The organism is Christiangramia sediminis, assembly GCF_020552705.1.
In the GTDB taxonomy this organism is placed as follows: domain Bacteria; phylum Bacteroidota; class Bacteroidia; order Flavobacteriales; family Flavobacteriaceae; genus Christiangramia; species Christiangramia sediminis.
Genome location: NZ_JAJBZG010000005.1, coordinates 760,284 through 783,674, shown reverse-complemented (window position 1 = coordinate 783,674; position 23,391 = coordinate 760,284). Strand labels below are relative to the sequence as shown.

Sequence of the window (23,391 nt, the reverse complement as noted above, 5' to 3'; positions counted from 1 at the left end):
GTATTTTTGAAAAAAAAATTCATCAGAATATTAAAGATCAGTATCCCCTTGTTTCTGGGGATTTTTTTGATCTGGTATTCTTTAAAAAGTTCTACAGCACAGGAACGGGAAAATCTCTGGCAGAGTATTATAGACGCCAATAAGTTCTGGATCTTTGTATCGTTTATCCTTGGAACAGTCTCCCATTTTTCACGGGCATATCGCTGGAAGTTTATGCTGGAACCAATGGGTTATAAGTCTTCTCAGGCAAATAGATTTATGGCCGTGATGGTAGCTTATCTGGCAAATTTTGGAATTCCTCGTTCAGGAGAAGTTCTAAGAGCGGTCACCCTTTCTACCTACGAGAATGTGCCTTTTGAAAAGGGTTTTGGAACAATTATATCCGAAAGAGTGGCAGATCTTTTAATTCTGATGCTTATTATTGGAGTGGCTTTAATTTTGCAAACCGATGATCTCCTGGCCTACCTCAGCGATCAAAACATCAAACCTTTAAACACATTCCTTATTTTTCTTGGGCTGGTTGTATTTATAATTATTGGTCTTAACATAATACGCCGGTCAAGTTGGCTACCCTTTAAAAAAATAAAGAAGCTAGCCAAAGGCCTCCTGGAAGGCATGAGAAGCATTCTGAAAATGGAACAAAAATGGGCTTTTATCTTCCATACTATTTTCATCTGGACCATGTACCTTATCATGTTCTTCGTTATCAAATTAAGCATTCCGGAAACAGCGAATACGCCGATAGGAATTATTATGGCCGCATTCGTAGTTGGATCTTTTGCCGTCTCTGCAACTAACGGGGGGATAGGTGTTTATCCACTTGCTGTAGGTGGTGTTCTGATCTTTTTTGGAATTCAGAATCATGCAGCTGAAGCCTTCGGATGGATTTCCTGGGCAACGCAAACCTTTGTAGTACTGCTGTTTGGAGGCTTATCCTTTATTTTACTTCCGTTTTTAAACAATAGGAAATAATAGTTATATTGTAGGCCCGAATCAATACTACACCTATGAAACGATTATTACTTTTGCTATTGGCAATTTCATTGCCAATAGTGAGCAATTCACAGATCAAATACGAAAGTATTTCCTCTCAAAAACTTGGTGAAACCAGGCAGATAAAAGTCCAGTTACCAAGGAATTACGAAGAAAATTCTGAAAAACGCTATCCCGTGGTAGTGGTTCTCGATGGAGATTATTTATTCGAGCCCGTAGCGGGAATGGTTGACTATTATTCTTACTGGGAAGACATCCCGGAAATGATCGTAGTGGGAATCAATCAGGATGGGATTCGTATGGATGACACCTATTATTCCGACAAAAATTTCTTACCGGAAGGCAAAGGAGCTAAATTCTTCGAATTTATTGGAATGGACCTTTTGGCTCAATTAGATCAAAAATACAGGACTGCAAATTTTAGGATTATCGTAGGTCATGATTTTACCTCTAATTTCATTAATTATTACCTGCTAAAACAGGCGCCAATATTCCAGGGATACATCAATCTTAGCCCCGATCTTGCGCCCGAAATGGCGAATAGAGTTACAAACGCCCTGCAAACAGCTCAATCAAAAAAATGGTTCTATTTGGCCACCAGCAGTGAGGATATTCCAAAACTCAAGAATGATATTTTAAGTTTCGATAATCAGTTGAAAAATATTGACAATGAAATGGTTTCCTATAAATTCCAGAATTTTGAAGATGAAACTCATTACTCGCTGGTAGGAAAAGCAATTCCCTCGGCAATATCCAGCATGTTTGAGATCTACAGGCCTATTTCAACGAAGGATTATAACGAAATACTTCTTCAAACTTCAGTTTCTCCCTCCCAGTATTTAGCTGATAAATATAATTCCATCAAAGAATTATATGGTCTGGAAAGAAAAATTAGCGTGAACGACTTTATGGCTGTCTATAAAGCTATAGAAAAGACAAGAAACTGGGAAGATTATAAAATATTATATAAAATGGCTTTTGATCACTACCCCGGGACCATGCTGGGTACTTTCTTTGAAGCCCGCTATGAAGAAGAAACCGGAAATCCCAAGAAAGCAATGAGAATATATCAGAATGCTTACGGTCAGGAAAAAATAGCATTTTTAGACACAGATTTTATGCTTGAAAAAGCCGAGGCGATTAAAAAAGATTTCGGTTATTAGCATAAAATAGATCTATTAAATGGCCAAGGTCAAGACTACCTATTATTGTCAGAAATGTGGTGCGCAGTATTCTAAATGGCAGGGAAAATGCAATTCCTGTGGAGACTGGAATACCATAGTTGAAGAATTGGTGCAAAAACCAGATCCTAAGGATTGGAAAACTTCAGCTAAAAAAGAAGCAAAAAAAGCTTCAAAACCATTACTGATAACCGATATTGAAAATACCCCTCAAAACCGGATGAACACCGGTAATAATGAATTAGACCGGGTTCTTGGCGGTGGACTTGTACCCGGATCCCTAACCCTTCTTGGTGGTGAACCGGGAATAGGAAAAAGTACACTTTTATTACAAATATCCTTAGGGCTTAAGTATAAGGTTCTGTATGTTTCGGGAGAGGAAAGCCAGCAGCAGATTAAAATGAGAGCTGAACGTATAAACCCTAATCCTGCTAATTGCTTTATTTTAACTGAAACCAAAACCCAGAGCATCTTCCGGCAGGTAGAAGAAGTAGAACCGGAAGTGGTCATTATAGACTCCATTCAAACACTTCACAGCGATTATATCGAAAGCTCGCCTGGCAGCATCTCTCAAATCAGGGAATGTACGGCAGAACTTATAAAATTTGCTAAAGAAAGCAATACCCCGGTGATCCTGATTGGCCACATCACTAAAGAAGGTAGTATTGCCGGGCCCAAAGTCCTTGAACATATGGTAGACACGGTTCTCCAGTTTGAAGGGGATAGAAACCATGTTTATAGAATATTAAGAGCGCATAAGAACAGATTTGGCTCTACCCATGAGCTAGGAATCTATGAAATGCAGGGCAGCGGATTAAGAGAAGTGATCAATCCTTCTGAAATTCTCATTTCCAAAAATGACGAAGACCTTAGCGGAACTGCCATTGCTTCCACTCTGGAAGGAATGCGACCTCTCATGATAGAGATCCAGGCTTTGGTTAGTACTGCTGTTTATGGCACCCCTCAGCGTAGTACTACAGGTTATAATGCTAAAAGACTGAATATGCTTTTGGCCGTGCTAGAGAAAAGAGCAGGTTTCCGGCTGGGAGCAAAAGATGTTTTTTTAAATGTAACCGGCGGAATTAGCGTTGATGACCCCGCCATAGATCTTGCCGTGATTGCCGCCATACTTTCTTCTAACGAGGATGTATCTCTGGAAAAAGACACCTGTTTTGCAGCAGAAGTAGGCCTTGCCGGTGAAATTAGACCCGTAACCCGAATTGAGCAACGCATTATTGAAGCAGAAAAATTAGGTTTCGCTTCTATTATGGTATCTAAGCAAAGTAAAATTCCGAAGGGCGATTTTAATATAAGGATCATTAAAGTGGCTAAAATAGAAGATGTGGTGAGTCATCTTTTTGGCTAAAATTGGCATAATTACTGCGTATATTTGGGTCAATCTGAATGATGTATGCGGTCAATAAAAATTTTCTCTTTCTTTATCTGCCTTTTGTTTTTTTCCTGCTCTCAGCTGGAAAAAGCTGAAGAACTTATTACCGGACTTTCTGAAAAGGAGCAGTATAAAAAAGACAGAGAAATTTCAGATGAAATATTTGAGATCTGGCAAAGTAGAATTCCGCAAGCACTGGATGATAGTCTGGAAATTGAACTTCCATATCTTGAAACCGGGCAATTAAAGCCGAGAAATTTTGCGATCTATTCTTACGAGACTTACCTCATGCCCGGTGAGGTTATTGAAGCTGAAACAACTACAGATAGTTCTTCTACCCTTGTATTTTCTGAACTCTATAAAAAAACGGATTCCGAAAGTAAAGATTTTCAGAAGATCAAATCTGGTGAACCTCAAACCAGAAATTTAAAATTTGAGATCCAGGAAAAAGGGCTTTATAAGATCCTTATTCAGCCAGAAATCGAAGCAAATACTCCATTCCAAATTAGCATTAAAAAATCTCCGACCTACCTTTTTCCTGTACTAAACGGACAAAATGCGGATATTGGAAGTTACTGGGGGGATATTCGGGACGGTGGAAAAAGGAATCATAAAGGAATTGATATTTTCGCTAAAAAAGGTACGCCGGTGATAGCTCCAACTCAAGGCAGAGTCGGCTTTACAGGTGAAAAAGGCCTGGGTGGCAAGCAGGTCTGGTTACGGGATTCTAAACGTAAACAATCTTTATATTATGCGCATCTAGACAGTATTGTTCCTGGTCTACGCCGGGTAAATGCCGGAGATACGCTTGGATTTGTAGGAAATACCGGAAATGCGAGAACCACCCCGCCGCATTTACATTTTGGTATTTACAGAAGGAATGAAGGCGCTATAGATCCGCTAGGCTTTGTTTATTTGACCGAAGAACCCGAAAATAAAGAATCCATAGAAGAGCAAATATCTTCCAGGATTAAGGTGAATTCTCCAACCGCAAATTTCAGGAATAAACCTGCCTCCAATAATTCTTCTATCATCAAAAAAGGGAAATTCGGCGAGACTTTAATGGTCCAGGGAAAAACAGAGGATTGGTTCCACGTTCGTGATAGCCTGGACCGTTCCATGTTTATTCATGAAAGTCTGGTAAGATCTGTCAATTAAGGTGCGGGATTGGGGATAGAATTATGAATCTCGTTTATTTCATCCAATAACTCTTCCGAAAGAACCACATCAATACTTTCAATATTCTCCTTTAACTGATCCATATTGGTGGCTCCAATAATATTACTGGTCACAAAAGGCTGCTGATTCACAAAAGCCAGGGATAAATGGGTAAGGCTCAAATTATGCTTATCGGCCAGTTCTTTATATTTTTTTGTTGCCTTTACGGCCTCCTGATTTGAATACCGCTTATATTGAGGAAAAAGACTCAACCTGGTGTTTTCCTGGATTCCATTGAGATGTTTTCCACTTAAAGTTCCCATTCCCAAGGGTGAATAAGGAAAGAGGCCTACATTTTCACGATGATAGATCTCCGTTAGCCCAATTTCATCCTTTCGGTTCAATAGATTATAGGGGTTTTGAACGGTGACCACCCTGGGAAGATCATTCTTACTTTCTTCAAGAAAGCGCATCAACCCAAAAGGAGTTTCATTAGACAAACCAATATGCCTTATTTTACCTTTGTCTATAAAGTACTTTAAATTCTCCAGGATCTCTTTGAAATTATCTTCCCATGGTTCATCCTTATCATTCTCGTACCCCCTTTTTCCGAAGAAATTAGTATTTCGTTCAGGCCAGTGTAATTGATAAAGATCTATATGATCTGTTTGCAGTCTTTTTAAGCTTTTATCAATCGCATCCTCTATTGCCGATTTATGAAAACCAAGATCCTTTCGAATATGAGAAACCATTTCAGCCGGTCCGGCTACCTTTGAAGCGATCACCACATCATCACGCCTACCGGTCTTCTTAAGCCAGCTCCCGATCACTTTTTCTGTGCTACCCTGAGTTTCAGGACGGGCAGGAATAGAATACATCTCGGCAGTATCAATAAAATTCACACCCCTATCCAGCGCGTAATCTATTTGTTCATGACCTTCAGCTTCGGTATTCTGCTGACCCCAGGTCATGGAGCCAAGACAAATTTTACTAACTTTTATATCGGTATTAGGAAGATGTGTATATTTCATTTTCAATTATGCATTTGAGCCGCAATTTATGATAATTAAATAAAGCATAAAACCGGGCATGATTAATATTAAATTAATCAAGTGATGGTTAGAAGTAGAAAATAAAACTCTCTTTTTTGATATATTTGAGATTACCTACCTTTATGTTTCTCTGGTGTTTATTAAGAATTTCTAAACATGAAACAATATTTAGAAGATGAAGAAAATAGCGATTTTAGGCCCCATACCAAGGGATACTATCTTAACTCATAAAAATGAAAAGATACAGAAATACGGTTGTGCCACCCATCCCGCAATTGCCCTGGCTAAACTATTAGAAGACAAAGGGGAGGTAATAATCATTTCTCACGTTCACAAAAAAGATCATGCTGAAATACAGAAACTATTGTCTCCGTATAAAAATATAGATCTACGTGGATTAGATTGTACTAAAGATAGGGGAACAGTTATTGAGCTAAAATTTCTGGATCAGAATAACCGGCTTGAAAAGCAAACGGCTTTTATGAACCCCATTTTACCTGAAGATGTGCAGCCATTTCTGGATGCCCATGCATTTGTATTTGTACCTATAACCGATTTTGAAATTTCCCTTAGCACCTTAAAATATATTAAAGAAAATAGTGCTGGCTTAATAATTTTCGATGCGCATGGCCCTACTACCGCTATGAATATAAATGGTAGCAGGGAAAGAAAATTCTGGATAGACCGGGATGAATGGTTCCCTTATATTGACATTCTAAAAATGAATCTAGAAGAATCTTATTGCTGCTGGTTCAAAAACGAGTACAATATTGAAGAAATGGGGCATTACGATGAAGAAAATATCGACCACCTGGATGAATTCGCAGAATATGTGCTCGAAAAAGGGGTGAAGATCCTTTACATAACTTTAGATTCCCGGGGCTGTGTTGCCTATTCAAAAAAGAACGGAAAGATTTTAAAAGACTGGATAGAATCTGTCCCCGTAGATGAAGTCATAGATACCACCGGCTGTGGTGATTCTTTTGCCGGTGGCCTGGCCTATGGCTTAACCTATTATAATGATACGGTGACGGCGGCCCGTTATGCTAATACATTAGGCGCCTTAAGAACCCAGGGGAAGACTTATGATGTCTTTAAAAACCTGGAAGAAACCGAAGCTATCATCCGGAAAAATTATTCCTGAATCCTTTGCTTTTTTAATTAGCTTCATTTAACAATCTGGTGATCTCATCAAGTTTTGGCGTAAGTATGACTTCTATCCGTCTGTTTTTCGCTTTTCCAGCTTCTGAATCATTCGACGCTACCGGCGCATATTCTCCCCTGCCTGCTGCTGTAAGACTTTGAGGATCTATTTTTGAATTTTCGCGTAATATCTGAACAATTGAAGTTGCTCTTTTTGTAGAAAGGTCCCAGTTATCCTTCAATTGACCGCTTCCTCCATAAGGAACATTATCGGTATGACCTTCAATTAAAACCGCGATATCGGGATTCTGAGCCAAAACTGTTCCCAGTTGCTGCACCGCCTTTCGACCTTCAGAATTTACCGCCCAGCTCCCGGAGTCAAATAACAATTTGTTTTCCATAGACACGTAGACTTTCCCATCTCGTTGCTCCACGCTCAGGCCTTTGCCTTCAAAATTTGTAAGTGCATTCGAGACCGCATTCTTAAGCGCATTCATCTTCGCATCTTTTGCTGCGATCACACTTTCCAGCTCATCAATTCGTTGAGAACGTATAGCAAGGTCTTTTTCCAGTTTTTCCAACCTGTTCTTTTCCTGGATCAGGGCTGCTTCCTTCTCATCCAGCTGTGCCAGTAATTCCCTGTTCTGTCTGGAATTTTCTGCAATTGCTGCGGAACTATTTTGCTCTAGAGCATCGTAAGATTTTTCCAGACTTTCATAATTCTTCTGCAGAGCAGTAAGCTTATCCATTAGCTGATTCCGTTCTGTGGTCACCGTTTCAAAATCAGTTTTGAGGCCTGCCAGTTCCTTTTCCATTTTCTGATTAGAACCTCTAAAAGTTTCCAATTCATCGTTTATGGATCGGTTCTTTCTTTGCAGATCAGCATTTTTACTTTCCAATTCTCCATATTTCTTAGAAGAAACACAGGAGCTCATTAATACCAGTATAGCTAAAACAGCCGTAAGTCTAATTTTCATAATATGTTTATTCAATTTCTACTAGAACGGGACAATGGTCACTATGGTATGCTTCAGGCAAAATGACCGCCCTTTTTAAGCGATTTTTAAGAGGTTCTGACACCAAATTATAATCAATACGCCATCCTTTATTATTATTCCTGGCATTGGCTCTGTAGCTCCACCACGAATAATTATCGGGTTCTTCATTAAAATGACGAAAAGAATCTATAAATCCATTTTTCATAAAACCATCTATCCATCTTCTTTCTTCCGGAAGAAATCCTGAAACATTCTTAAGCCGCACAGGATCGTGAATATCTATGGCTTCATGACAGATGTTATAATCTCCGGAAATTATTAGATTAGGAATTTCCAGTTTCAGCTGATCAATATATCGCTGAAAGTCATCCATAAATTTGAACTTAAGTTCTAACCTGTTAATATTTGTTCCTGAAGGCAGATATAGGCTCATTACTGAAAAATCTTCAAAATCTGCACGAATACTTCGCCCTTCAAAATCCATATATTCAATTCCGGTACCGTAAGTAACATTCTTAGGTTCGGTCTTACTGAGGATCGCTACTCCGCTATATCCTTTTTTAGTAGCCGGATACCAGTAATGATAGGGATATCCAGCTTTTTCAAATTCTGAAAGATCTAATTGTTCAGGATGCGCTTTGATCTCCTGTATACAAACCACATCGGGATTTGATTGCTGAAGCCAGTCTAATAAACCTTTACGTATTGCGGCACGAATCCCGTTTACGTTATAGGAAATAATGGTCATATATTGAATTTTCCCCAAAAATAAGGCTATCTGAACTAAATGCAAGTACAGATAGATTTTAGGCTCTTTAATAAAATTATTTAACTATAAAACGGGTGACTTTACCCACTTTTCTAGTTCCCACCCTAACGAGGTATACACCTCTTGCAGCATAAGACATATCCAGTTCATAAACATAGGCATCACCATCATTAAGCACCTGATTTTCGATCAATTTCTGACCAAGAATATTATGCACGGTAATTCTCAGGGGGTCGTCAAAACTTGTTTCCATGATCACACGGTACTGGTCTTCCCTATTTGGGTCTGTGACTACAACGAGCTTAGCTTCATCAAGAATAAAATCTTCAATATCCAGCGTACTATCGGTTATATTCACAGAATAATCATGCGTAGTACCATAAGCCATCACTGAGCAGGGGTCGTTCAGGTCTCCTGAAAAATCGGTATCACCCGCCCGAATTCTAAGCAAGTGCTGTCCCAGATTTGCATTACGGGGAATGCTAAAATCATAAGTAAACGGTTCGTTTGCCTCCGGGATTACTTCAGAAGTAATCAAACGCTCGTCATCTTCAAAAACAGCATTATCGTTAAAATCTATCCACATAGAAAACTTTTCTCTATCTCCTTCAGCAAAACCCGTCTCCACCGTAACACTGTAATCACCCTCAGACCTGTCAAGATCGGTTGCACTGCCGCTAAAGTCAAGATAGCCTATAGTACATGGAATACGTTCATTGAGTATTTCCCCCAGCTCAAAATAGAAAATTCCGTCCCCCTGGGAACAATCTGATCCTTCAGGAATACAGTTTAAATTTGATACAAAAATAGTTTCAGCATCATTCGTAGGATCAAAATCATTCTCCAATCTCGTTCGTGCCTCAATCTTGTATCTTCCGAAGCTGGACAAATCTGCAGTTTGATTAAATGTGAATATTGCATCTTCTCCTACTTCGAGGACCTGATTAAAGGTTTCAATAACAGGTGAATTATTTCCAATTTGATAGGATACTGGAAAATTCTGTTGCTCTTCTCCTCCTAAATTAGATACGGTAACCGTCACTTCTTCAGTACTCGTTAAATTTTCATCGGTAAATGGAGAATCAATAGAAGTAACTCCAACATCATTTGGAGGAAGGTTTTTCACCTCAACTTCTAAAGTATCATTATTAGTATTGGAATCATTTTCGAGATTGGTAGAAATAGTAAGAGTATATATTTCTCCAATTTCAGAAAAATCTCCTGTTTGCTCAAAAGTAAATTCCGCTGAACTTTCTGCCGGAATGGTTTCTTCAAAAATTTCAGTAACTAACGGCCCACCGTTAATTCGATAACTTATTTCAAAATTAGATTGCGCATTGGTTCCATAATTCCTGATTCTTACAGTTATAGTTTCAGAAGAAGTAAGGGTTGCATCCTGAGGACTTAATAAAGCCACCACTCCAATATCGTTTGGTTCATTTGCAGCGATCCTGAAAACAGCCACTTTATTTACTCTTTCCACACCTTCGAAATATTCAGCGTTATGCCAGAAGGTAAGATCGTCTACCGGGTCTATACTTAAATGGGCATAATCACCATATCTCCCTTCAGGTCTGGGCTGGGGACTATTTCCTTCAACAATAGATTCTTCCTGAATGGTCATTAAACCTAACTCATCATTTACAAAACGACCGGTATATCTAATGGATGGAAAAACAGGATTGGCAGGATTATCATTTAAAACCGTATATCCCATTGCAATATTCCCCCTAAGATCTATTCCAATACTTGCACTAAAACGATCGCTGTTATCTGGCGCATAAGTCCCTTCCTGGTAAACACTCCAGGGGCTACCATCAGTTTGCTGTCTTAATTCATACCATCTTATACCCGCATGTTTAGCCGCAGATGGTTCAACATCTACCACAAAATTCATTACAACAGAATTATGGGTGCCAAATCTCCTATACTGGGTCATATACATCATTGCTCCCTGCAAGGCATCTATTTCTGGCGTATCACCGGGTTGAGGAAGGTTTTGAAATCCGCCTCCGTCAAAAGTTGCAGCAAAAGGAGAAACTCCATTGGTGATTTCCTGGCTTTCTGCTATCGTAGACGAGCCCACATTACTCCAGTTTACATTGATTAACCACAACTTTAAATGATCCTGGTTCACACCAGCCCATTCATCGTCCTGCAGATATATAATTGGGGCATTGCCGGGAGGTGGTAGATCACCGCCCATTACACTAAATCCTGCCGGACTGTAAAATCCATTGTTCTGTATGCCGGGAAGGGGAAAACCTAAGATTCTAACATTATCGTCACCCTGTAACATTCGGTCCCGTTCCAGGACATAAACAATTTCTTTTCCCTGAGGTTCCAGGGCATCTTTATTTGTAGTTATATAATAACCGTCATTCCAAAGTGATATCTTGGGGTAATCTGGTAAAGACTCCAGATCAAATCTATAAGTATACCAACCACTATTTACCGGATCTGAACCCTGAGCCACCGCGAACAATAATGCTGGAGGAGAAGTGCTTCCACTTCCTGGCGCCGCACTAAATTGCATAAGGATAAATCTGTCAGCAGCCTCATCATAAAAAACGATGGGGTCTCCATCAGTTTCATTATTAAAAGCTCCACCTATACTTTCCAAAGAAGAAGGAGGGAGCATTTGATTTCCTTCCTTATCCCAAATTGCAAAAGCACTGTTCCATGCATTTACATAATGATTTCTACCAACTGCTCCGGTAGGATCTGTAGGAGTGGATCTGGAAACCGCGCCATCAAAAGAAAATATTGGAGATTTAACTGGGATCTCTCCCATTTTACTTTGCAAAGCCGGGTCTATACCCTTTGGCAATCCTTTGCCCGGAACCACTTTATTAATACCGCGATTTCTAGGGTTATATAATTTAGCTTTCTCGTGAGATTGCTTCAAATCGGCTTTTGATAATGGCCCGGATTTTATAACACTGGCCGAATCTATAAACGCAGGACCTGCTATTTCATTTGTCTGTCCTAAGGCATTTAGATGAAAAATAAAGCAAAGAGAAAATAGAAGAAATAATTTTTTCATCATCAAAAAGATCTTACTTATATAATTGTTTAAAAATAGACATTATCGACTTAATTGAAATAAAAAAGGCAATTAATAAATCAATTGCCTTCTTAAATTCCTATCTAAATGAACTGGATTATTCTGAAAAACCTTTCATCCATGTTTTAAAATCGGTTTCTTGTCTTATCAAAGCATCAAGTTCTTCAATAGCAACTCTTTTTTGTTCCATAGAGTCACGGAATCTTACTGTAACCGAGTTGTCTTCTAAAGAATCGTGATCTACCGTGATACATAATGGCGTTCCGGCTGCATCCTGGCGACGATATCTCCTGCCTATCGCATCTTTTTCGTCATATTGAACATTAAAATCCCATTTAAGCTCATCCACGATCTTCTGAGCTAATTCCGGAAGTCCGTCTTTCTTCACTAATGGAAGTATGGCCGCTTTTGTTGGAGCCAATACTGCAGGAAGTTTCAACACCGTTCGAGTATTTCCATCTCCGAGATCTTCTTCTTTCAAAGAGGAAGAAAGAACAGAAAGGAACATTCGGTCCAGACCTATGGATGTTTCAATCACATAAGGCACATAATTTTCTTTTAATTCCGGATCGTAAAATCTCAATTTTTTTCCTGAATGTTCTTCGTGGGCTTTAAGATCAAAATCTGTTCGGGAATGGATTCCTTCCAGTTCTTTAAAACCGAATGGAAAATTAAATTCTATATCTGAAGCTGCATTAGCATAATGTGCTAATTTTTCGTGATCGTGAAAACGATAGTTCTCTTCACCCAGACCTAGTGATCTGTGCCAGTTTTGGCGAATATCTTTCCATTTTTCATACCATTCCAGTTCTTCTCCCGGACGTACAAAAAATTGCATTTCCATCTGCTCGAATTCTCTCATTCTAAAGATGAATTGTCTCGCTACGATCTCATTTCGGAAAGCTTTTCCTATCTGGGCAATCCCAAAAGGAATCTTCATTCTTCCTGTTTTCTGTACATTCAGAAAATTAACGAAGATTCCCTGAGCCGTTTCCGGTCGCAGATATAGCTGAGTGGCAGTATCGGCAGAGGCCCCAAGTTTAGTTCCAAACATCAGGTTAAATTGTCTCACTTCTGTCCAGTTCTTGGAACCAGTATCTGGATCTGCGATCTCCAGTTCTTCGATCAATGCTTTTACATCTGCAAGATCCTCATTGGTAAGGGAACGGGCCAGACGCTCAAGAATCTCTTTTCTGTCATCAAGATATCTTTTAACTCTGGGATTTGTTTCCCTGTACATTTTCTCATCGAAATCTGCTCCAAAGCGCTTTTTGGCCTTGGTGATCTCCTTTTCAGCTTTCTGAAGAAGTTTTTCAGCATAATCTTCCACCAGTACATCAGCACGATAACGTTTTTTAGAGTCCTTGTTATCTATAAGCGGATCGTTAAAGGCATCTACGTGGCCGGAAGCTTTCCAGGTTGTTGGATGCATCAAAATTGAAGCATCAATCCCAACAATGTTCTGGTTTAGCTGCGTCATGCTTTTCCACCAGTATTCTTTGATGTTGTTCTTTAATTCAACACCATTCTGTCCATAATCATATACAGCACTTAAACCGTCATAGATTTCACTGGAAGGGAAAATATATCCATACTCCTTGGCATGGGATATTACGTTCTTGAAAAGATCTTCTTGTTTTGCCATGACGCAAAAATAAAAAAACCGCCCTGAATAATATCCAGGACGGTCTTTAAATTATAAATTAAGATTATTTCAGACTAAAACTTCCTGTACCAAGAAGCATCGCGTCGTTATAAACATATACTTTGTAATTACCTTCCAGTAATTTATCTTCAGTGGTATTAGAAAGTATACATACATCAAGCTCCTCATTTTCATAGAAAACTTTGGAAGCTGCACTATAGACCATGGTTCCTCCTTCATGTTGAACCACAAGCTCATCACCTACCAGTTCATTTTCAGGATTATAGACCTGTACGTACATGTTTTTTTCACCGGCTTCTGCCAGATCATTAGACGTAATTGAAAAACAGGTTCTAATTTGATCTACTCGACGATTATTATCATTTTCAACCAATTTCCCGCTATTTCTTACGATCACCCCTTCTCCTGAAAGACTGGTAACCTTAAGCCTGGAAGCTTTATCCACCTTAGTAGACAGGCTTTGATTGGTAGTTTTTAAAGAATCAGATAGTTTTGTTCTCTGTTGTAATGCTGCACTGGTACTATCCAGAGAAGTGGAAAGCATTTGGTTTTGTGTACTCAAACTATCCACCACTCGAAAAAGACGATCTTTTTCTGCTTTTAAATTCCCTATTTCTCTTCGAAATCTTGAAATAAGCACAAGGTTAGCTTCATTATCCTTAACTGAATCCAGTAATTTTGAAATTCGATCCCTGGCGTTTACTAGGTCCTGATCCATGATCTCATTTTCCTCAATGGCATCATCGTATTTCACGATAAGTTCATTGAGTTCATCTTCTATCACAGATTTTTCCTTTTGCAGGATCTCTTTATTTTCTTTTTCCTCGTTATAGAATTTTATGGTATAAATGCTAAGCGCAACCAGAGCTACAGCGAGAATACCGGTCAAAATCTTTAAAGCGGTATTGTTCTTTTTTTCTGTCATCATAAGTTTAATTTAGTTTGTAAATTTAGATGTTTAACCAAGTATGGTACAAGCCATTAACAAATGTTTCACGATTTCATTAATCTGCTTTATCCCACAGTATGCCACATTTGTGAAGCTGAATTGCTCAAAAATGAAGAGCTAATCTGTACTTCCTGCCTGCACGATCTACCGGTTACCAGTTATCACCTTGATAACGAGAACCCTGTTAAAAAAGTATTTTATGGCAGGCTAAAGATAGAAAAAGCTACGGCATTATTGCACTTTCGCAAAAAAGCCGGGGTTCAGCATTTAATTCATGACCTCAAATACAGAGGTCACCGTGAGATAGGAACCTATTTGGGCAAATGGCTGGGCACCGAGCTTTCAAACTCAGACTGGAATACTAAAATTGACGTGATAATCCCCGTCCCGCTACATAAGTCGAGATTAAAGGAAAGAGGCTATAATCAGGTGGAAGACTTCGGAAAAGAAATTGCAGCTTCTTTGAATGCAGAATATATTGATGATATTTTATTAAAAATAAGTTCTACACAAACCCAGACTTTAAAAGACAGGTTATCCAGATGGGGAAAGCTGGAAGAAACCTTACAAATTCAAAATTCAGATAAAATAGTCAGAAAACATATACTGTTGGTAGACGACCTGGTCACGACCGGGGCAACCCTGGAAGCCTGTGCACATAAATTATATGAAGTCCCCGATATAAAAATTAGCATCGCCACCATGGCAATTACAGATTGAATCTAGAAGAGAATTTCACGAGTACGAAAGTAATTATCTATTAAATTTAAGAATCCTCTCCCTTCAATTATGTATTCTTGTTCAACATAATATTAAAAAAGTCCAGTCTTTTTTTGACTGGACTTTTATTAGAAACGATTCAATATTCTTAGATCTTTTTTAGTTCTCTCAAATTATTTGCGAATACATATTCTCCAAGTTCCTTCCCCTGTCTTTCCCCAACTTCCACTGCATGCCTAAAGTGATAGCCAATATATATCCTGGAAATAGCAGTTTCATAAGACATTTGCGAAAAGCTTGTTATATGCCGTTCAACTCCTGGTAAATTATACGGGCTGGTAAGATTAAGATTTGTATGATCGCTGTTGAAAAAAGATTTAAAAACAGCTGCCGCAGAACCTCCAGCATAAGCATGGGTTGAGGGAAATTCGGCTGTTGGAGGGGTGAAGAAACTGGAGGTCCATGTAAGATCTCCTTCAGTAGCATCAACACCGTCAAAATCCCCGGCTCTTATAGCTGAAACCGGTCTCCATAATTTAAAATAATCTTTTCCCTCAAAAGATGCTATATAAGCATCAATTATAGCCATTTCCACAAGACCTATTAATCTTGCTGCCTCCCAGCCATCCAATTTTCTATTTTCAATTAAGGCTCTGGCCATTCTGTTCATGGAACTGGCATTACTCTCGATCCAGAAGGCTCCAATTTCAGTTTGCTCCTCAGTTCTTAAAGGGCAGGCATTACAGCCCAGGGCTTTGACCTCATTATAATCTGCCACGTATTCACTGGAATTTAAAGGATAGGGCACCTCATCCCTGAACTGATCTCCAGACTCGATCCCGAAAGGGGCCAACTCGCCCATATTGGGAGCGTAGGCGGCATTCGCTGGCCAGATAGGTGGGTTCGCGGCCAAAAAGGGCATATAATCAACCCGGTATTCTCCAGGCTCGGTTCCTCCGATATATGTTTGAAAAATCAGCGGGAAATCATTTGCTCTTTTTTCAAGTACTGCCGCCGCCGCCTCTTTTCCAATATTAATTCCCCGATCTTTCAGAGCTGAATCCTGTATGCTCGAAAGAACAGAACTCAACCGGGTATCTGCCGCAGCCGTGGATGCAGGAAAAAGCTGAACCATCATATCCCTTGCTGCCTGGGATACCGCAGCATCAGAGATAGCATGGATATTCTTTTTCGAAATATCACTTGCATCTACTTCTGAATTATCCAGTGCATAAGTTTCATATTTTGGAACTACATTGTTCAAAGCATCGTGCATTGCCAAAGTGACCATTGCATAAATCTTAGATTCCGCCGGCAATGGCATTCGGTTGTCTATAGACTCGCTTAATAGTTCGTTCCATTCTAGTACTACTTCATTACTGTACGAATTGAGCATTCCATTATTAAAATTATGAACGCCTTTTGCATCAGCTGAATTCAATAATTGAGAGTCATTTGTTTCAATTGGATCTTTTTCGCAAGATCCCAGACCAATTAAAAATATAAGGCCGCCAAAAAATTTAAATGTCGTTTTCATAATTGAGTTATTAGTTAAACATTAAGAAGAACAATTCATAGATTGCCTATATAAAATTCAACATTCTTAAGCTTTCTTTGGTGGTAAGAAAACGACATTAAAAATTGATAATCAACTGTTTAAACCCAGTGCCCTTTCTAGTGACCGGGATTCCTCTTCAAGAAAATTTCTTGGGGTGGTATGTGCAAATTCTTTATAGTCTTTCACCAGATGCTGATAGTCATGATAGCCACAGTAAAGAGCTACATCTAACCAATCGAGACCATGATCTTGCATGCTCATATAATATGACCGGTTAAATCTGGCAATACGGGTAAAAAATTTGGGGCTAACCCCCAGGTATTCCTGGGATTTTCTTTCAAGCTGGCGAATTGACAAGCATGCTTCCCGCGCAAGCCAATCCAGACTATAATTGGCATTATTTATCACCATTAATTCAAAAATCCTGTCAGGTCGTCTCGCTAGCATTTTAGGGTTTGCGGTTAAGCTTAATAAAAAAGTCTCGATGATCCCGATCATCTGCTCATAATTTTCACAACTACCTAATCTTTCATTGACCTCTCTTGCTTTTTGCGGATAAACAGCCTCTAGATCTATAACTCTATCTATAAGAAGACTAAAGGGGATCCCTGTTAAGCGATGGAGTGCACCCGGCCTGAAGACCACCAGAATGATAAGGAGCTCATTATGAATACTCCAGCGGTCTATACGTTTTGTAAATTGCCCGGCCAGCACAGATCGTGGCCTTATTGTCTTTGAATTTTCTCCGGGAAAATTAGTAACCTCAGCCCCTCTGGGGTAAAATATTATAGACTGCTCAGGATGTGGTGGATATGGTTTAGGAGAAGTTCCTAAGTTCCTCGGAATAATAAAATGACGTATCCTGTACAGGCTAACGTATTCCTGTAAAGCTACACAGGGATAAATACTTTTGAATATCATCCTTAAACCTGAAATTGAACACCAGTATTTTTAAATTTAAAAATAATTAAAAATCGCCTTGTTCGATGGTAGGGCAAACATTGATTTTAAGGCTCGTAGGCCGCATTTGAAAAATTATATTTTAATTTATCCTTATGGAATTATTGGTAGTTCAGAGTATAACTGTGTAGATTAGAATAAAATTTAATATACTAGATTCAACCGTAAAAACTATCTTAAATGAAAGAGCTGCTTTGCTTAAGTCTGCTACCTATGATTAATTATACCAAAACGAATATAAAATCGAAAGGCAGGATAATGGCAATTACAGATTAAGCTTTGCGTTGTAATTCAAAATAATTGTTTCTTTGCTAAAAGATTTTAGTTTTCATCTATATCTATGAAAAAAAGAATACCCGGATTTGTTATAGTTTTGATCTTGCTTTTCACCATGGTACAGTGTGCCAAAAAGGGAATGCCCGAAGGTGGACCTATAGATGAAGAACCGCCAACATTTATTCGGGCCAATCCTGAGAATTACAGCACACAGTTCGATAAAAATGAAATAAGGATCTATTTTGATGAGTACATTAAATTAGACAAACCTCAGCAGCAGATCATCGTTTCCCCGCCTATGGATCCTAAACCCAGCATTATGCCTTTAGGAACTGCCAGAAAGGATATTAAAATAGAGATATTTGACACTCTCGAGGAAAACACCACTTACGCTATCAACTTTGGAAAAAGCATCGTAGACAACAACGAAGCCAACCCTTATAACTATTTCAAATATGTTTTTTCAACGGGAGATTATATAGATTCACTGATGGTTTCGGGTACGGTAAAAGACGCCCGACTCAAAGCTCCCTCTCAACCAATTTCAGTGATGTTATATGAAGTAGATTCTACCTATACAGATTCTATAGTTTATAAAGAGACACCCAGATATGTAACCTATTCGCAAGATAGCACCTTCACTTTTTCCCTGGAGAATTTAAAAGCGGGAACCTATAAAATGGTGGGTATCATGGATAAAAATGACAATTATCTTTACAACCCGAAATCTGAAAAAATTGGGTTTATTGCTGAAAATGTTACAATTCCCACAGATAGTACTTATGAAATTACCGTTTTTAAGGAAGAACTGGATTTCAACCCCAAACGTCCCTCGCATTTAAAAGGAAATCAGATCTTATTTGGATATGAAGGAACACCAGATCTGGATAGTCTTTCAATAAATTTACTTTCTGCCAGGCCGGAAGGTTTTGAATATCGCATTATAAAAGATGCGGAAAAAGACAGCCTTTATTACTGGTACAACATAAAACCCGAACTGGACAGCTTAAGTTTTGAGGTCGTAACACCAAATACCCGCGATACTTTGCTGGCAAGATTAGGAACCCTAGACAGAGATTCTTTAATCGTGAGTACAGAAACCGGCGGAATAAATAAAGATTTCAAATTCAAGGCTAACACTCCAATAGTGGATCACTCAGATGAATTTATAAAGATCATGGACAAGGATTCTACAGAAGTTCCTTTTACCTCTGAATTCTTCCCCATGAAAAATGAAGTGGTTTTGAAATTTGAGAAAATCCCGGAAAATAATTACCAGGTTTCAGCATTCCCGGGAGCTATCACCGATCTTTTTCAGACTACCAATGACACTATTGTTCAGAGTGTTCGCACCAAAGCAGTTTCAGATTACGGAAGGATCATCCTGAATATCCAGAATATCGAATCTTACCCCATCATTGTTCAGCTTACTTCCACAAAGGGAGAGGTGCTGGCAGAACAATATTCAGAAAATTCGGGAAATTTCACCTTCGATTTCCTGAATCCGGGAGATTTTCTAGTCCGGGTTATTTACGATGCCAACGCAAATATGAAATGGGACACGGGTAGCTACCTAAAGAAACGGAAGCCGGAAAGGATACTTTATTATCCAGACACGATTGATGTAAGAAGCAACTGGGATAAAGTGGAAACCTTTAGTTTAAAGTAAACTTATCCCGATCCTGTAAGAATTTCAGTTGAGTCCTCACCTCGTTCAAACTTGCTTTTTCAATACTGAATTCGGCAATAAATTCATCGGTCCGGTCAAGTTCGGTAAGTTCTGCTCCCAGCGGATCATAAGCTGCAGAATGACCGTTGTAAACATAACCATCGCCATCTTCACCAGTTCTATTAAGACCAATACAATAAGCCATATTTTCAATCGCCCTTGCTTTAAGTAAAGCATCCCAGGCGTTTATTCTCTTTTTCGGCCAGTTGGCAACATAGATCAAAAGATCATAATCTACCGTGTTTCTTGCCCATACCGGGAATCTAAGATCGTAGCAAATAAGCGGGCAGATCTTCCAGCCTTTATATTCCACAATTAATCTTTCAGTGCCTCCCGTATAGGTTTCATCTTCTTTTGCCAGGGTAAAGGTGTGTCTTTTATCATAGAGTTTATAAGAGCCGTCGGGGAAAACGAAAAACAAACGGTTGTAATAATTAGCATTTTCAGAAATTATAACACTTCCTGTTATCGCTGCAGATTTTTCCCTGGCTGTTTTTCTCATCCATTCCAGGGTTTCAGCTTCTGTTTCTTCAGCGAGTTCTTCGGCGTTCATACTAAATCCCGTGGTGAACATTTCAGGTAAAATGATCAGCTCCACATCATCTGAGATCTTTTCAATCTCTGCTGAAAATAATTTCCTGTTCGCTTCAGAATCTTCCCATTTAAGATTCGCCTGTATAAATGCGATATTTAATTTTTCACTCATATTCAAAAATATCAATTTTGAGCGAGCAATGCCAAATACATGTTAAATCATTGTGCAAACAAAGTTGATTAAATAGTTTTATTCTGTAAAATTGAAAATGATTATGAGCGTAAGTACATTTCTTCAGAAAGATTCATATATGTCTAATACCAGCCGCAGCCTGCTTGCAGGTTTTGTTGGAGGGCTGGCAGGATCGGCGGTAAAAAGCCTCATTGAACAATTCCTTCCGGTAAGAAAAATAGAACAACGTTCCGCTCAAATAAAGATCGTAGATGATCTTTCAACCAAGATCACGGGCACTCCCGTAAGTACTCAAAATGAGGCTCTAGCCGAGCAACTTGTGAACATTCCTATTGGTGGTTCGCTGGGTGCAGCTTATGGCTATGGTAAGAAAAATAGATTTGGCCTTAGACCAATGGACGGGATTGTATTTGGCGCCACTACCTGGGCCTCTACTCATGAAACTTCTTTACCAATTCTTGGACTTGAACCCAAACCAACAGATATTCCTATTAGAATGCAGATGAATGAGCTTTTTGCTCATGTTGCTTTTGGTGTTACCACAGAGCTGGTAAGACATTATCTGGATAAACAGCTCAGGGAATAGTTATTTTTCCAGTTGCTTCAGCATTCTTTTAATACGATCTTCGAGTTTTTCTGAAGACAATTTCTCCCGTAATCTATCGGTAATAATCGGAAAAGAAAAAGGCGTTGGTTTTTCACATTTTCTCCATACTATATTTTGTTCTTCAATTCGTTCCAGGGAAACTCTCAATCTCCCCTCTTCCAGTTGATGTTCAAAAGTTTCCCTGAATGCCTGCTGATACAATAAATTATCCTCTTCATAATCTCTGAATACGCTGAAGAGCAATTGCGAATTAGACTGAAGATGTTTGCTCTTTACCAATTTATTGGGATAGCCGGTAAAAACGAGACCCGCCACCACCGCAATGTCTCTAAATTTCCGTCTAGCCATTTCGGTTGCATTCAAACTTTTATATAGATCGTCCATTAAATACTCTGCGCTAAAAAGATTATTATCAAGCACCTGTTGCATGTCGATCTCCTGATCTGAAAGCAATTCAAAACCATAATCATTAAAAGCGATGGAAAAGCTTATAGGTGATAAAAGACTAATCCGGTAAGCCAGCAAACTTCCTAAAGCTTCATGTACGAACCTACCCTCAAATGGATAAAACACGGCATGATAGCCCTCCCTGGTCTTAAATGTTTCTATCAGAAACTCATCGCTTTTAGGAATGATAGATTCTCTTTTCTGTCTTTCAAAAATACCTGATAAAGCTTCAAGTTCTTTTGTTGACTTCTGCCCCTCGGTTAATATAGAAGCGGTGAACATTTCTTCTCTGAGCAATTCACTCATTTGTGCGGAGAAGGTCATTCTACCACCCATCCAGCTTGGAACTTTAGAGGTTTTTTTGGAAGATTTTCTTACCAGTACCTGCATATTTTTAATGCGCACCAGCTCCAGATTTCTACCGGCGAAGGTGAATACATCTCCCGGTTTGAGTTTGGAGATGAACCATTCTTCAATAGTTCCAATATAGCCGCCTTTCATATATTTCACACTCAGCATGGCATCGCTAACTATGGTTCCAATTTGAAGTCGGTGACGCATGGCCACTCCACGATTGTTTATTTTAAACTTGCCATCCTCTTCGATCTCAACTTTTTTATATTCGTCGTAAGCCTGTAAACTTTGACTCCCTTTGGTTATAAAATTCAGGATCCAGGTCCACTGTTCATCGGTAATTCCCTGAAAGCAAAAAGTGGAAGCGATCTCGGGATAGATCTCTTTTGGATAAAATCCATTGGAGACAGCAAGTGAATTTAAATACTGTACTAACACATCAAAGCTCATCAAATACGGAATTCTATCTTCCACAGCCTGTTTTTCCACCGCTTTTTGCAGCGCTGAAGCTTCAATAAGCTCAATGGCATGGGTAGGTAAAAAATAGATCACACTCAATTTTCCCGGCTGATGCCCACTTCTACCCGCCCGTTGTAAAAACCGGGCAACACCTTTAGGACCCCCTATTTGAATAATCGTTTCTACGGGTGCAAAATCGACTCCCAGGTCTAGGCTGGAAGTACAAACCACTGCTTTCAGACTTTCATTTCGAATTGCCTGCTCTACCCAGAGCCTGGTTTCTTTATTAATACTACCATGATGCATGGCGACTTCACCGGCAAATTCAGGATACTTATGCATTAATTTCTGAAACCAGAGTTCGCATTGAGACCTGGTATTGGTAAAAAGCAGCGTTGTTCTGGAGTTATTGATAACTGGTACCACCTCATCAATAAGATGTAATCCCAAATGGCCACGCCAGGGAAATTTCTCCATTTTCTCGGGAATGATAGAACGGACTTCTATTTTCTTTTTCAGATTAGCTCTTATCATTACTGAGTTCTCAAAAGCTTCAGATTCGGGACCCAACAGGACTTCCCTCGCCTGATCAAGATTTCCAATAGTTGCAGAAATTCCCCAAATTCGAAGGTCTTTAGATACAGTTTTCAATCTGGATAATGCCAGTTCAACCTGTACACCGCGTTTAGTCCCTAAAAGTTCATGCCACTCATCGATCACTATTGCCTGCAGACCCTTAAAGGTCTTATCGTAGTTCTTTGAGGATAACAGGAGATGCAGGCTTTCCGGGGTGGTGATCAAAAGATCTGGCATCGCTTTTTTCTGGGCCGCGCGTTCCTTCTGGGATGTATCCCCCGTCCTTATTCCAACAGTGAATTGAGTTCCCATCTCTTCAGCAAACCTGGTCGCAGCCTGTTCGATTTCTACCGAAAGTGCTCTTAAAGGTGTTATCCAAATGGCTTTGAGTCCTTTTTTATGCTCGGTCTTATAATTTGGGTTCTTCTTGATATAGTCCAGAACAATAGGAACCCATAATCCATAAGTCTTTCCACTTCCTGTGGGTGCATTTAGTAAGCCATTTTTCTTCTGTAAATAAGCATTCCAGCTATCCTTCTGAAATTTAAATGGCTTCCATCCCTGATTTGAAAACCAGGTTTCTGCCAGCCCAATTAATTCCGCTCTTTTCAT

The 23,391-nt window shown here is 39.2% G+C and carries 18 protein-coding genes; 8 read left to right on the top strand and 10 right to left on the bottom strand.

The window, feature by feature from the left end:
• Positions 1 to 6 precede the first annotated feature (6 nt).
• From LGQ90_RS12970 to LGQ90_RS12955, 4 genes are read left to right on the top strand one after another with little or no spacing between them, the layout of a single operon-like run.
• Positions 7 to 972 carry a lysylphosphatidylglycerol synthase transmembrane domain-containing protein gene (locus LGQ90_RS12970; RefSeq protein WP_229341619.1) on the top strand — a complete coding sequence of 322 codons (966 nt, stop codon included), beginning with the start codon at positions 7 to 9 and terminating at the stop codon, positions 970 to 972.
• A 35-nt stretch (positions 973 to 1,007) separates the two neighbouring features.
• The gene (locus tag LGQ90_RS12965) at positions 1,008 to 2,156 is read left to right on the top strand and encodes an alpha/beta hydrolase (protein WP_229341617.1); all 1,149 of its coding nucleotides are present in this window, start codon (positions 1,008 to 1,010) and stop codon (positions 2,154 to 2,156) included.
• A 19-nt stretch (positions 2,157 to 2,175) separates the two neighbouring features.
• The gene (gene radA / locus LGQ90_RS12960; protein WP_229341615.1) at positions 2,176 to 3,540 is read left to right on the top strand and encodes a DNA repair protein RadA; all 1,365 of its coding nucleotides are present in this window, start codon (positions 2,176 to 2,178) and stop codon (positions 3,538 to 3,540) included.
• A 45-nt stretch (positions 3,541 to 3,585) separates the two neighbouring features.
• On the top strand, positions 3,586 to 4,722 hold the full coding sequence (locus LGQ90_RS12955; RefSeq protein WP_229341614.1) for a M23 family metallopeptidase: 1,137 nt from the start codon (positions 3,586 to 3,588) through the stop codon (positions 4,720 to 4,722).
• On the opposite strand, the gene LGQ90_RS12950 is transcribed toward LGQ90_RS12955, so the two are convergent.
• Positions 4,719 to 5,753 (bottom strand): aldo/keto reductase, encoded by a 1,035-nt coding sequence (locus LGQ90_RS12950; protein WP_229341613.1) that lies wholly within the window; start codon positions 5,751 to 5,753, stop codon positions 4,719 to 4,721. The genes LGQ90_RS12955 and LGQ90_RS12950 overlap by 4 nt on opposite strands.
• A 196-nt stretch (positions 5,754 to 5,949) precedes the next feature.
• On the opposite strand from LGQ90_RS12950, the gene LGQ90_RS12945 reads away from it, so the two are divergent.
• Complete coding sequence (locus LGQ90_RS12945) at positions 5,950 to 6,918, top strand: carbohydrate kinase family protein (protein WP_229341612.1); 969 nt, start codon at positions 5,950 to 5,952, stop codon at positions 6,916 to 6,918.
• 13 nt (positions 6,919 to 6,931) lie between these two features.
• On the opposite strand, the gene LGQ90_RS12940 is transcribed toward LGQ90_RS12945, so the two are convergent.
• From LGQ90_RS12940 to LGQ90_RS12920, 5 genes are all read right to left on the bottom strand, one after another.
• Positions 6,932 to 7,894, bottom strand: coding sequence for an OmpA family protein (locus tag LGQ90_RS12940; RefSeq protein WP_229341611.1), 963 nt, complete (start codon positions 7,892 to 7,894; stop codon positions 6,932 to 6,934).
• A gap of 7 nt (positions 7,895 to 7,901) precedes the next feature.
• A complete protein-coding gene (locus LGQ90_RS12935) occupies positions 7,902 to 8,663 on the bottom strand; it encodes an exodeoxyribonuclease III (RefSeq protein ID WP_229341610.1) in 762 nt (253 codons plus the stop codon).
• Between the two features lie 76 nt (positions 8,664 to 8,739).
• Positions 8,740 to 11,733 (bottom strand): T9SS type A sorting domain-containing protein, encoded by a 2,994-nt coding sequence (locus LGQ90_RS12930; RefSeq protein ID WP_229341609.1) that lies wholly within the window; start codon positions 11,731 to 11,733, stop codon positions 8,740 to 8,742.
• Between the two features lie 115 nt (positions 11,734 to 11,848).
• Entirely contained in the window at positions 11,849 to 13,396 is a 1,548-nt protein-coding gene (locus LGQ90_RS12925; RefSeq protein ID WP_229341608.1) for a glycine--tRNA ligase, read from the bottom strand.
• A 64-nt stretch (positions 13,397 to 13,460) separates the two neighbouring features.
• A complete protein-coding gene (locus LGQ90_RS12920) occupies positions 13,461 to 14,345 on the bottom strand; it encodes a hypothetical protein (protein ID WP_229341607.1) in 885 nt (294 codons plus the stop codon).
• Between the two features lie 60 nt (positions 14,346 to 14,405).
• Between LGQ90_RS12920 and LGQ90_RS12915 the strand changes: the two genes are divergently transcribed.
• Positions 14,406 to 15,086 (top strand): ComF family protein, encoded by a 681-nt coding sequence (locus tag LGQ90_RS12915; RefSeq protein ID WP_229341605.1) that lies wholly within the window; start codon positions 14,406 to 14,408, stop codon positions 15,084 to 15,086.
• A gap of 148 nt (positions 15,087 to 15,234) precedes the next feature.
• On the opposite strand, the gene LGQ90_RS12910 is transcribed toward LGQ90_RS12915, so the two are convergent.
• On the bottom strand, positions 15,235 to 16,623 hold the full coding sequence (locus LGQ90_RS12910; protein ID WP_229341604.1) for a vanadium-dependent haloperoxidase: 1,389 nt from the start codon (positions 16,621 to 16,623) through the stop codon (positions 15,235 to 15,237).
• Between the two features lie 111 nt (positions 16,624 to 16,734).
• A complete protein-coding gene (locus LGQ90_RS12905) occupies positions 16,735 to 17,565 on the bottom strand; it encodes an AraC family transcriptional regulator (RefSeq protein WP_229341603.1) in 831 nt (276 codons plus the stop codon).
• A 379-nt stretch (positions 17,566 to 17,944) separates the two neighbouring features.
• Between LGQ90_RS12905 and LGQ90_RS12900 the strand changes: the two genes are divergently transcribed.
• Positions 17,945 to 19,549: an Ig-like domain-containing domain gene (locus tag LGQ90_RS12900; RefSeq protein WP_229341602.1), complete on the top strand. Its 1,605-nt coding sequence runs from the start codon at positions 17,945 to 17,947 to the stop codon at positions 19,547 to 19,549.
• Here LGQ90_RS12900 and LGQ90_RS12895 read toward each other — a convergent pair.
• Positions 19,536 to 20,315, bottom strand: coding sequence for an amidohydrolase (locus LGQ90_RS12895; protein WP_229341601.1), 780 nt, complete (start codon positions 20,313 to 20,315; stop codon positions 19,536 to 19,538). The genes LGQ90_RS12900 and LGQ90_RS12895 overlap by 14 nt on opposite strands.
• A 103-nt stretch (positions 20,316 to 20,418) precedes the next feature.
• Between LGQ90_RS12895 and LGQ90_RS12890 the strand changes: the two genes are divergently transcribed.
• Complete coding sequence (locus LGQ90_RS12890; protein ID WP_229341600.1) at positions 20,419 to 20,922, top strand: DUF1440 domain-containing protein; 504 nt, start codon at positions 20,419 to 20,421, stop codon at positions 20,920 to 20,922.
• Here the strand turns inward: LGQ90_RS12890 and LGQ90_RS12885 are convergent, their stop codons facing one another.
• A complete protein-coding gene (locus LGQ90_RS12885; RefSeq protein WP_229341599.1) occupies positions 20,923 to 23,391 on the bottom strand; it encodes a ligase-associated DNA damage response DEXH box helicase in 2,469 nt (822 codons plus the stop codon).

Excerpts from the sequence above, each read along its gene's own strand:
- LGQ90_RS12950 (WP_229341613.1), bottom strand. The coding sequence starts at position 5,753 with ATGAAATATACACATCTTCCTAATACCGATATAAAAGTTAGTAAAATT.
- LGQ90_RS12945 (WP_229341612.1), top strand. The coding sequence starts at position 5,950 with ATGAAGAAAATAGCGATTTTAGGCCCCATACCAAGGGATACTATCTTA.
- LGQ90_RS12925 (WP_229341608.1), bottom strand. The coding sequence starts at position 13,396 with ATGGCAAAACAAGAAGATCTTTTCAAGAACGTAATATCCCATGCCAAG.
- LGQ90_RS12885 (WP_229341599.1), bottom strand. The coding sequence starts at position 23,391 with ATGAAAAGAGCGGAATTAATTGGGCTGGCAGAAACCTGGTTTTCAAAT.
- LGQ90_RS12915 (WP_229341605.1), top strand. The coding sequence starts at position 14,406 with ATGTTTCACGATTTCATTAATCTGCTTTATCCCACAGTATGCCACATT.
- LGQ90_RS12895 (WP_229341601.1), bottom strand. The coding sequence starts at position 20,315 with ATGAGTGAAAAATTAAATATCGCATTTATACAGGCGAATCTTAAATGG.
- radA (WP_229341615.1), top strand. The coding sequence starts at position 2,176 with ATGGCCAAGGTCAAGACTACCTATTATTGTCAGAAATGTGGTGCGCAG.
- LGQ90_RS12965 (WP_229341617.1), top strand. The coding sequence starts at position 1,008 with ATGAAACGATTATTACTTTTGCTATTGGCAATTTCATTGCCAATAGTG.
- LGQ90_RS12890 (WP_229341600.1), top strand. The coding sequence starts at position 20,419 with ATGAGCGTAAGTACATTTCTTCAGAAAGATTCATATATGTCTAATACC.
- LGQ90_RS12910 (WP_229341604.1), bottom strand. The coding sequence starts at position 16,623 with ATGAAAACGACATTTAAATTTTTTGGCGGCCTTATATTTTTAATTGGT.
- LGQ90_RS12905 (WP_229341603.1), bottom strand. The coding sequence starts at position 17,565 with ATGATATTCAAAAGTATTTATCCCTGTGTAGCTTTACAGGAATACGTT.
- LGQ90_RS12930 (WP_229341609.1), bottom strand. The coding sequence starts at position 11,733 with ATGATGAAAAAATTATTTCTTCTATTTTCTCTTTGCTTTATTTTTCAT.
- LGQ90_RS12920 (WP_229341607.1), bottom strand. The coding sequence starts at position 14,345 with ATGATGACAGAAAAAAAGAACAATACCGCTTTAAAGATTTTGACCGGT.
- LGQ90_RS12940 (WP_229341611.1), bottom strand. The coding sequence starts at position 7,894 with ATGAAAATTAGACTTACGGCTGTTTTAGCTATACTGGTATTAATGAGC.
- LGQ90_RS12935 (WP_229341610.1), bottom strand. The coding sequence starts at position 8,663 with ATGACCATTATTTCCTATAACGTAAACGGGATTCGTGCCGCAATACGT.
- LGQ90_RS12900 (WP_229341602.1), top strand. The coding sequence starts at position 17,945 with ATGAAAAAAAGAATACCCGGATTTGTTATAGTTTTGATCTTGCTTTTC.
- LGQ90_RS12955 (WP_229341614.1), top strand. The coding sequence starts at position 3,586 with ATGCGGTCAATAAAAATTTTCTCTTTCTTTATCTGCCTTTTGTTTTTT.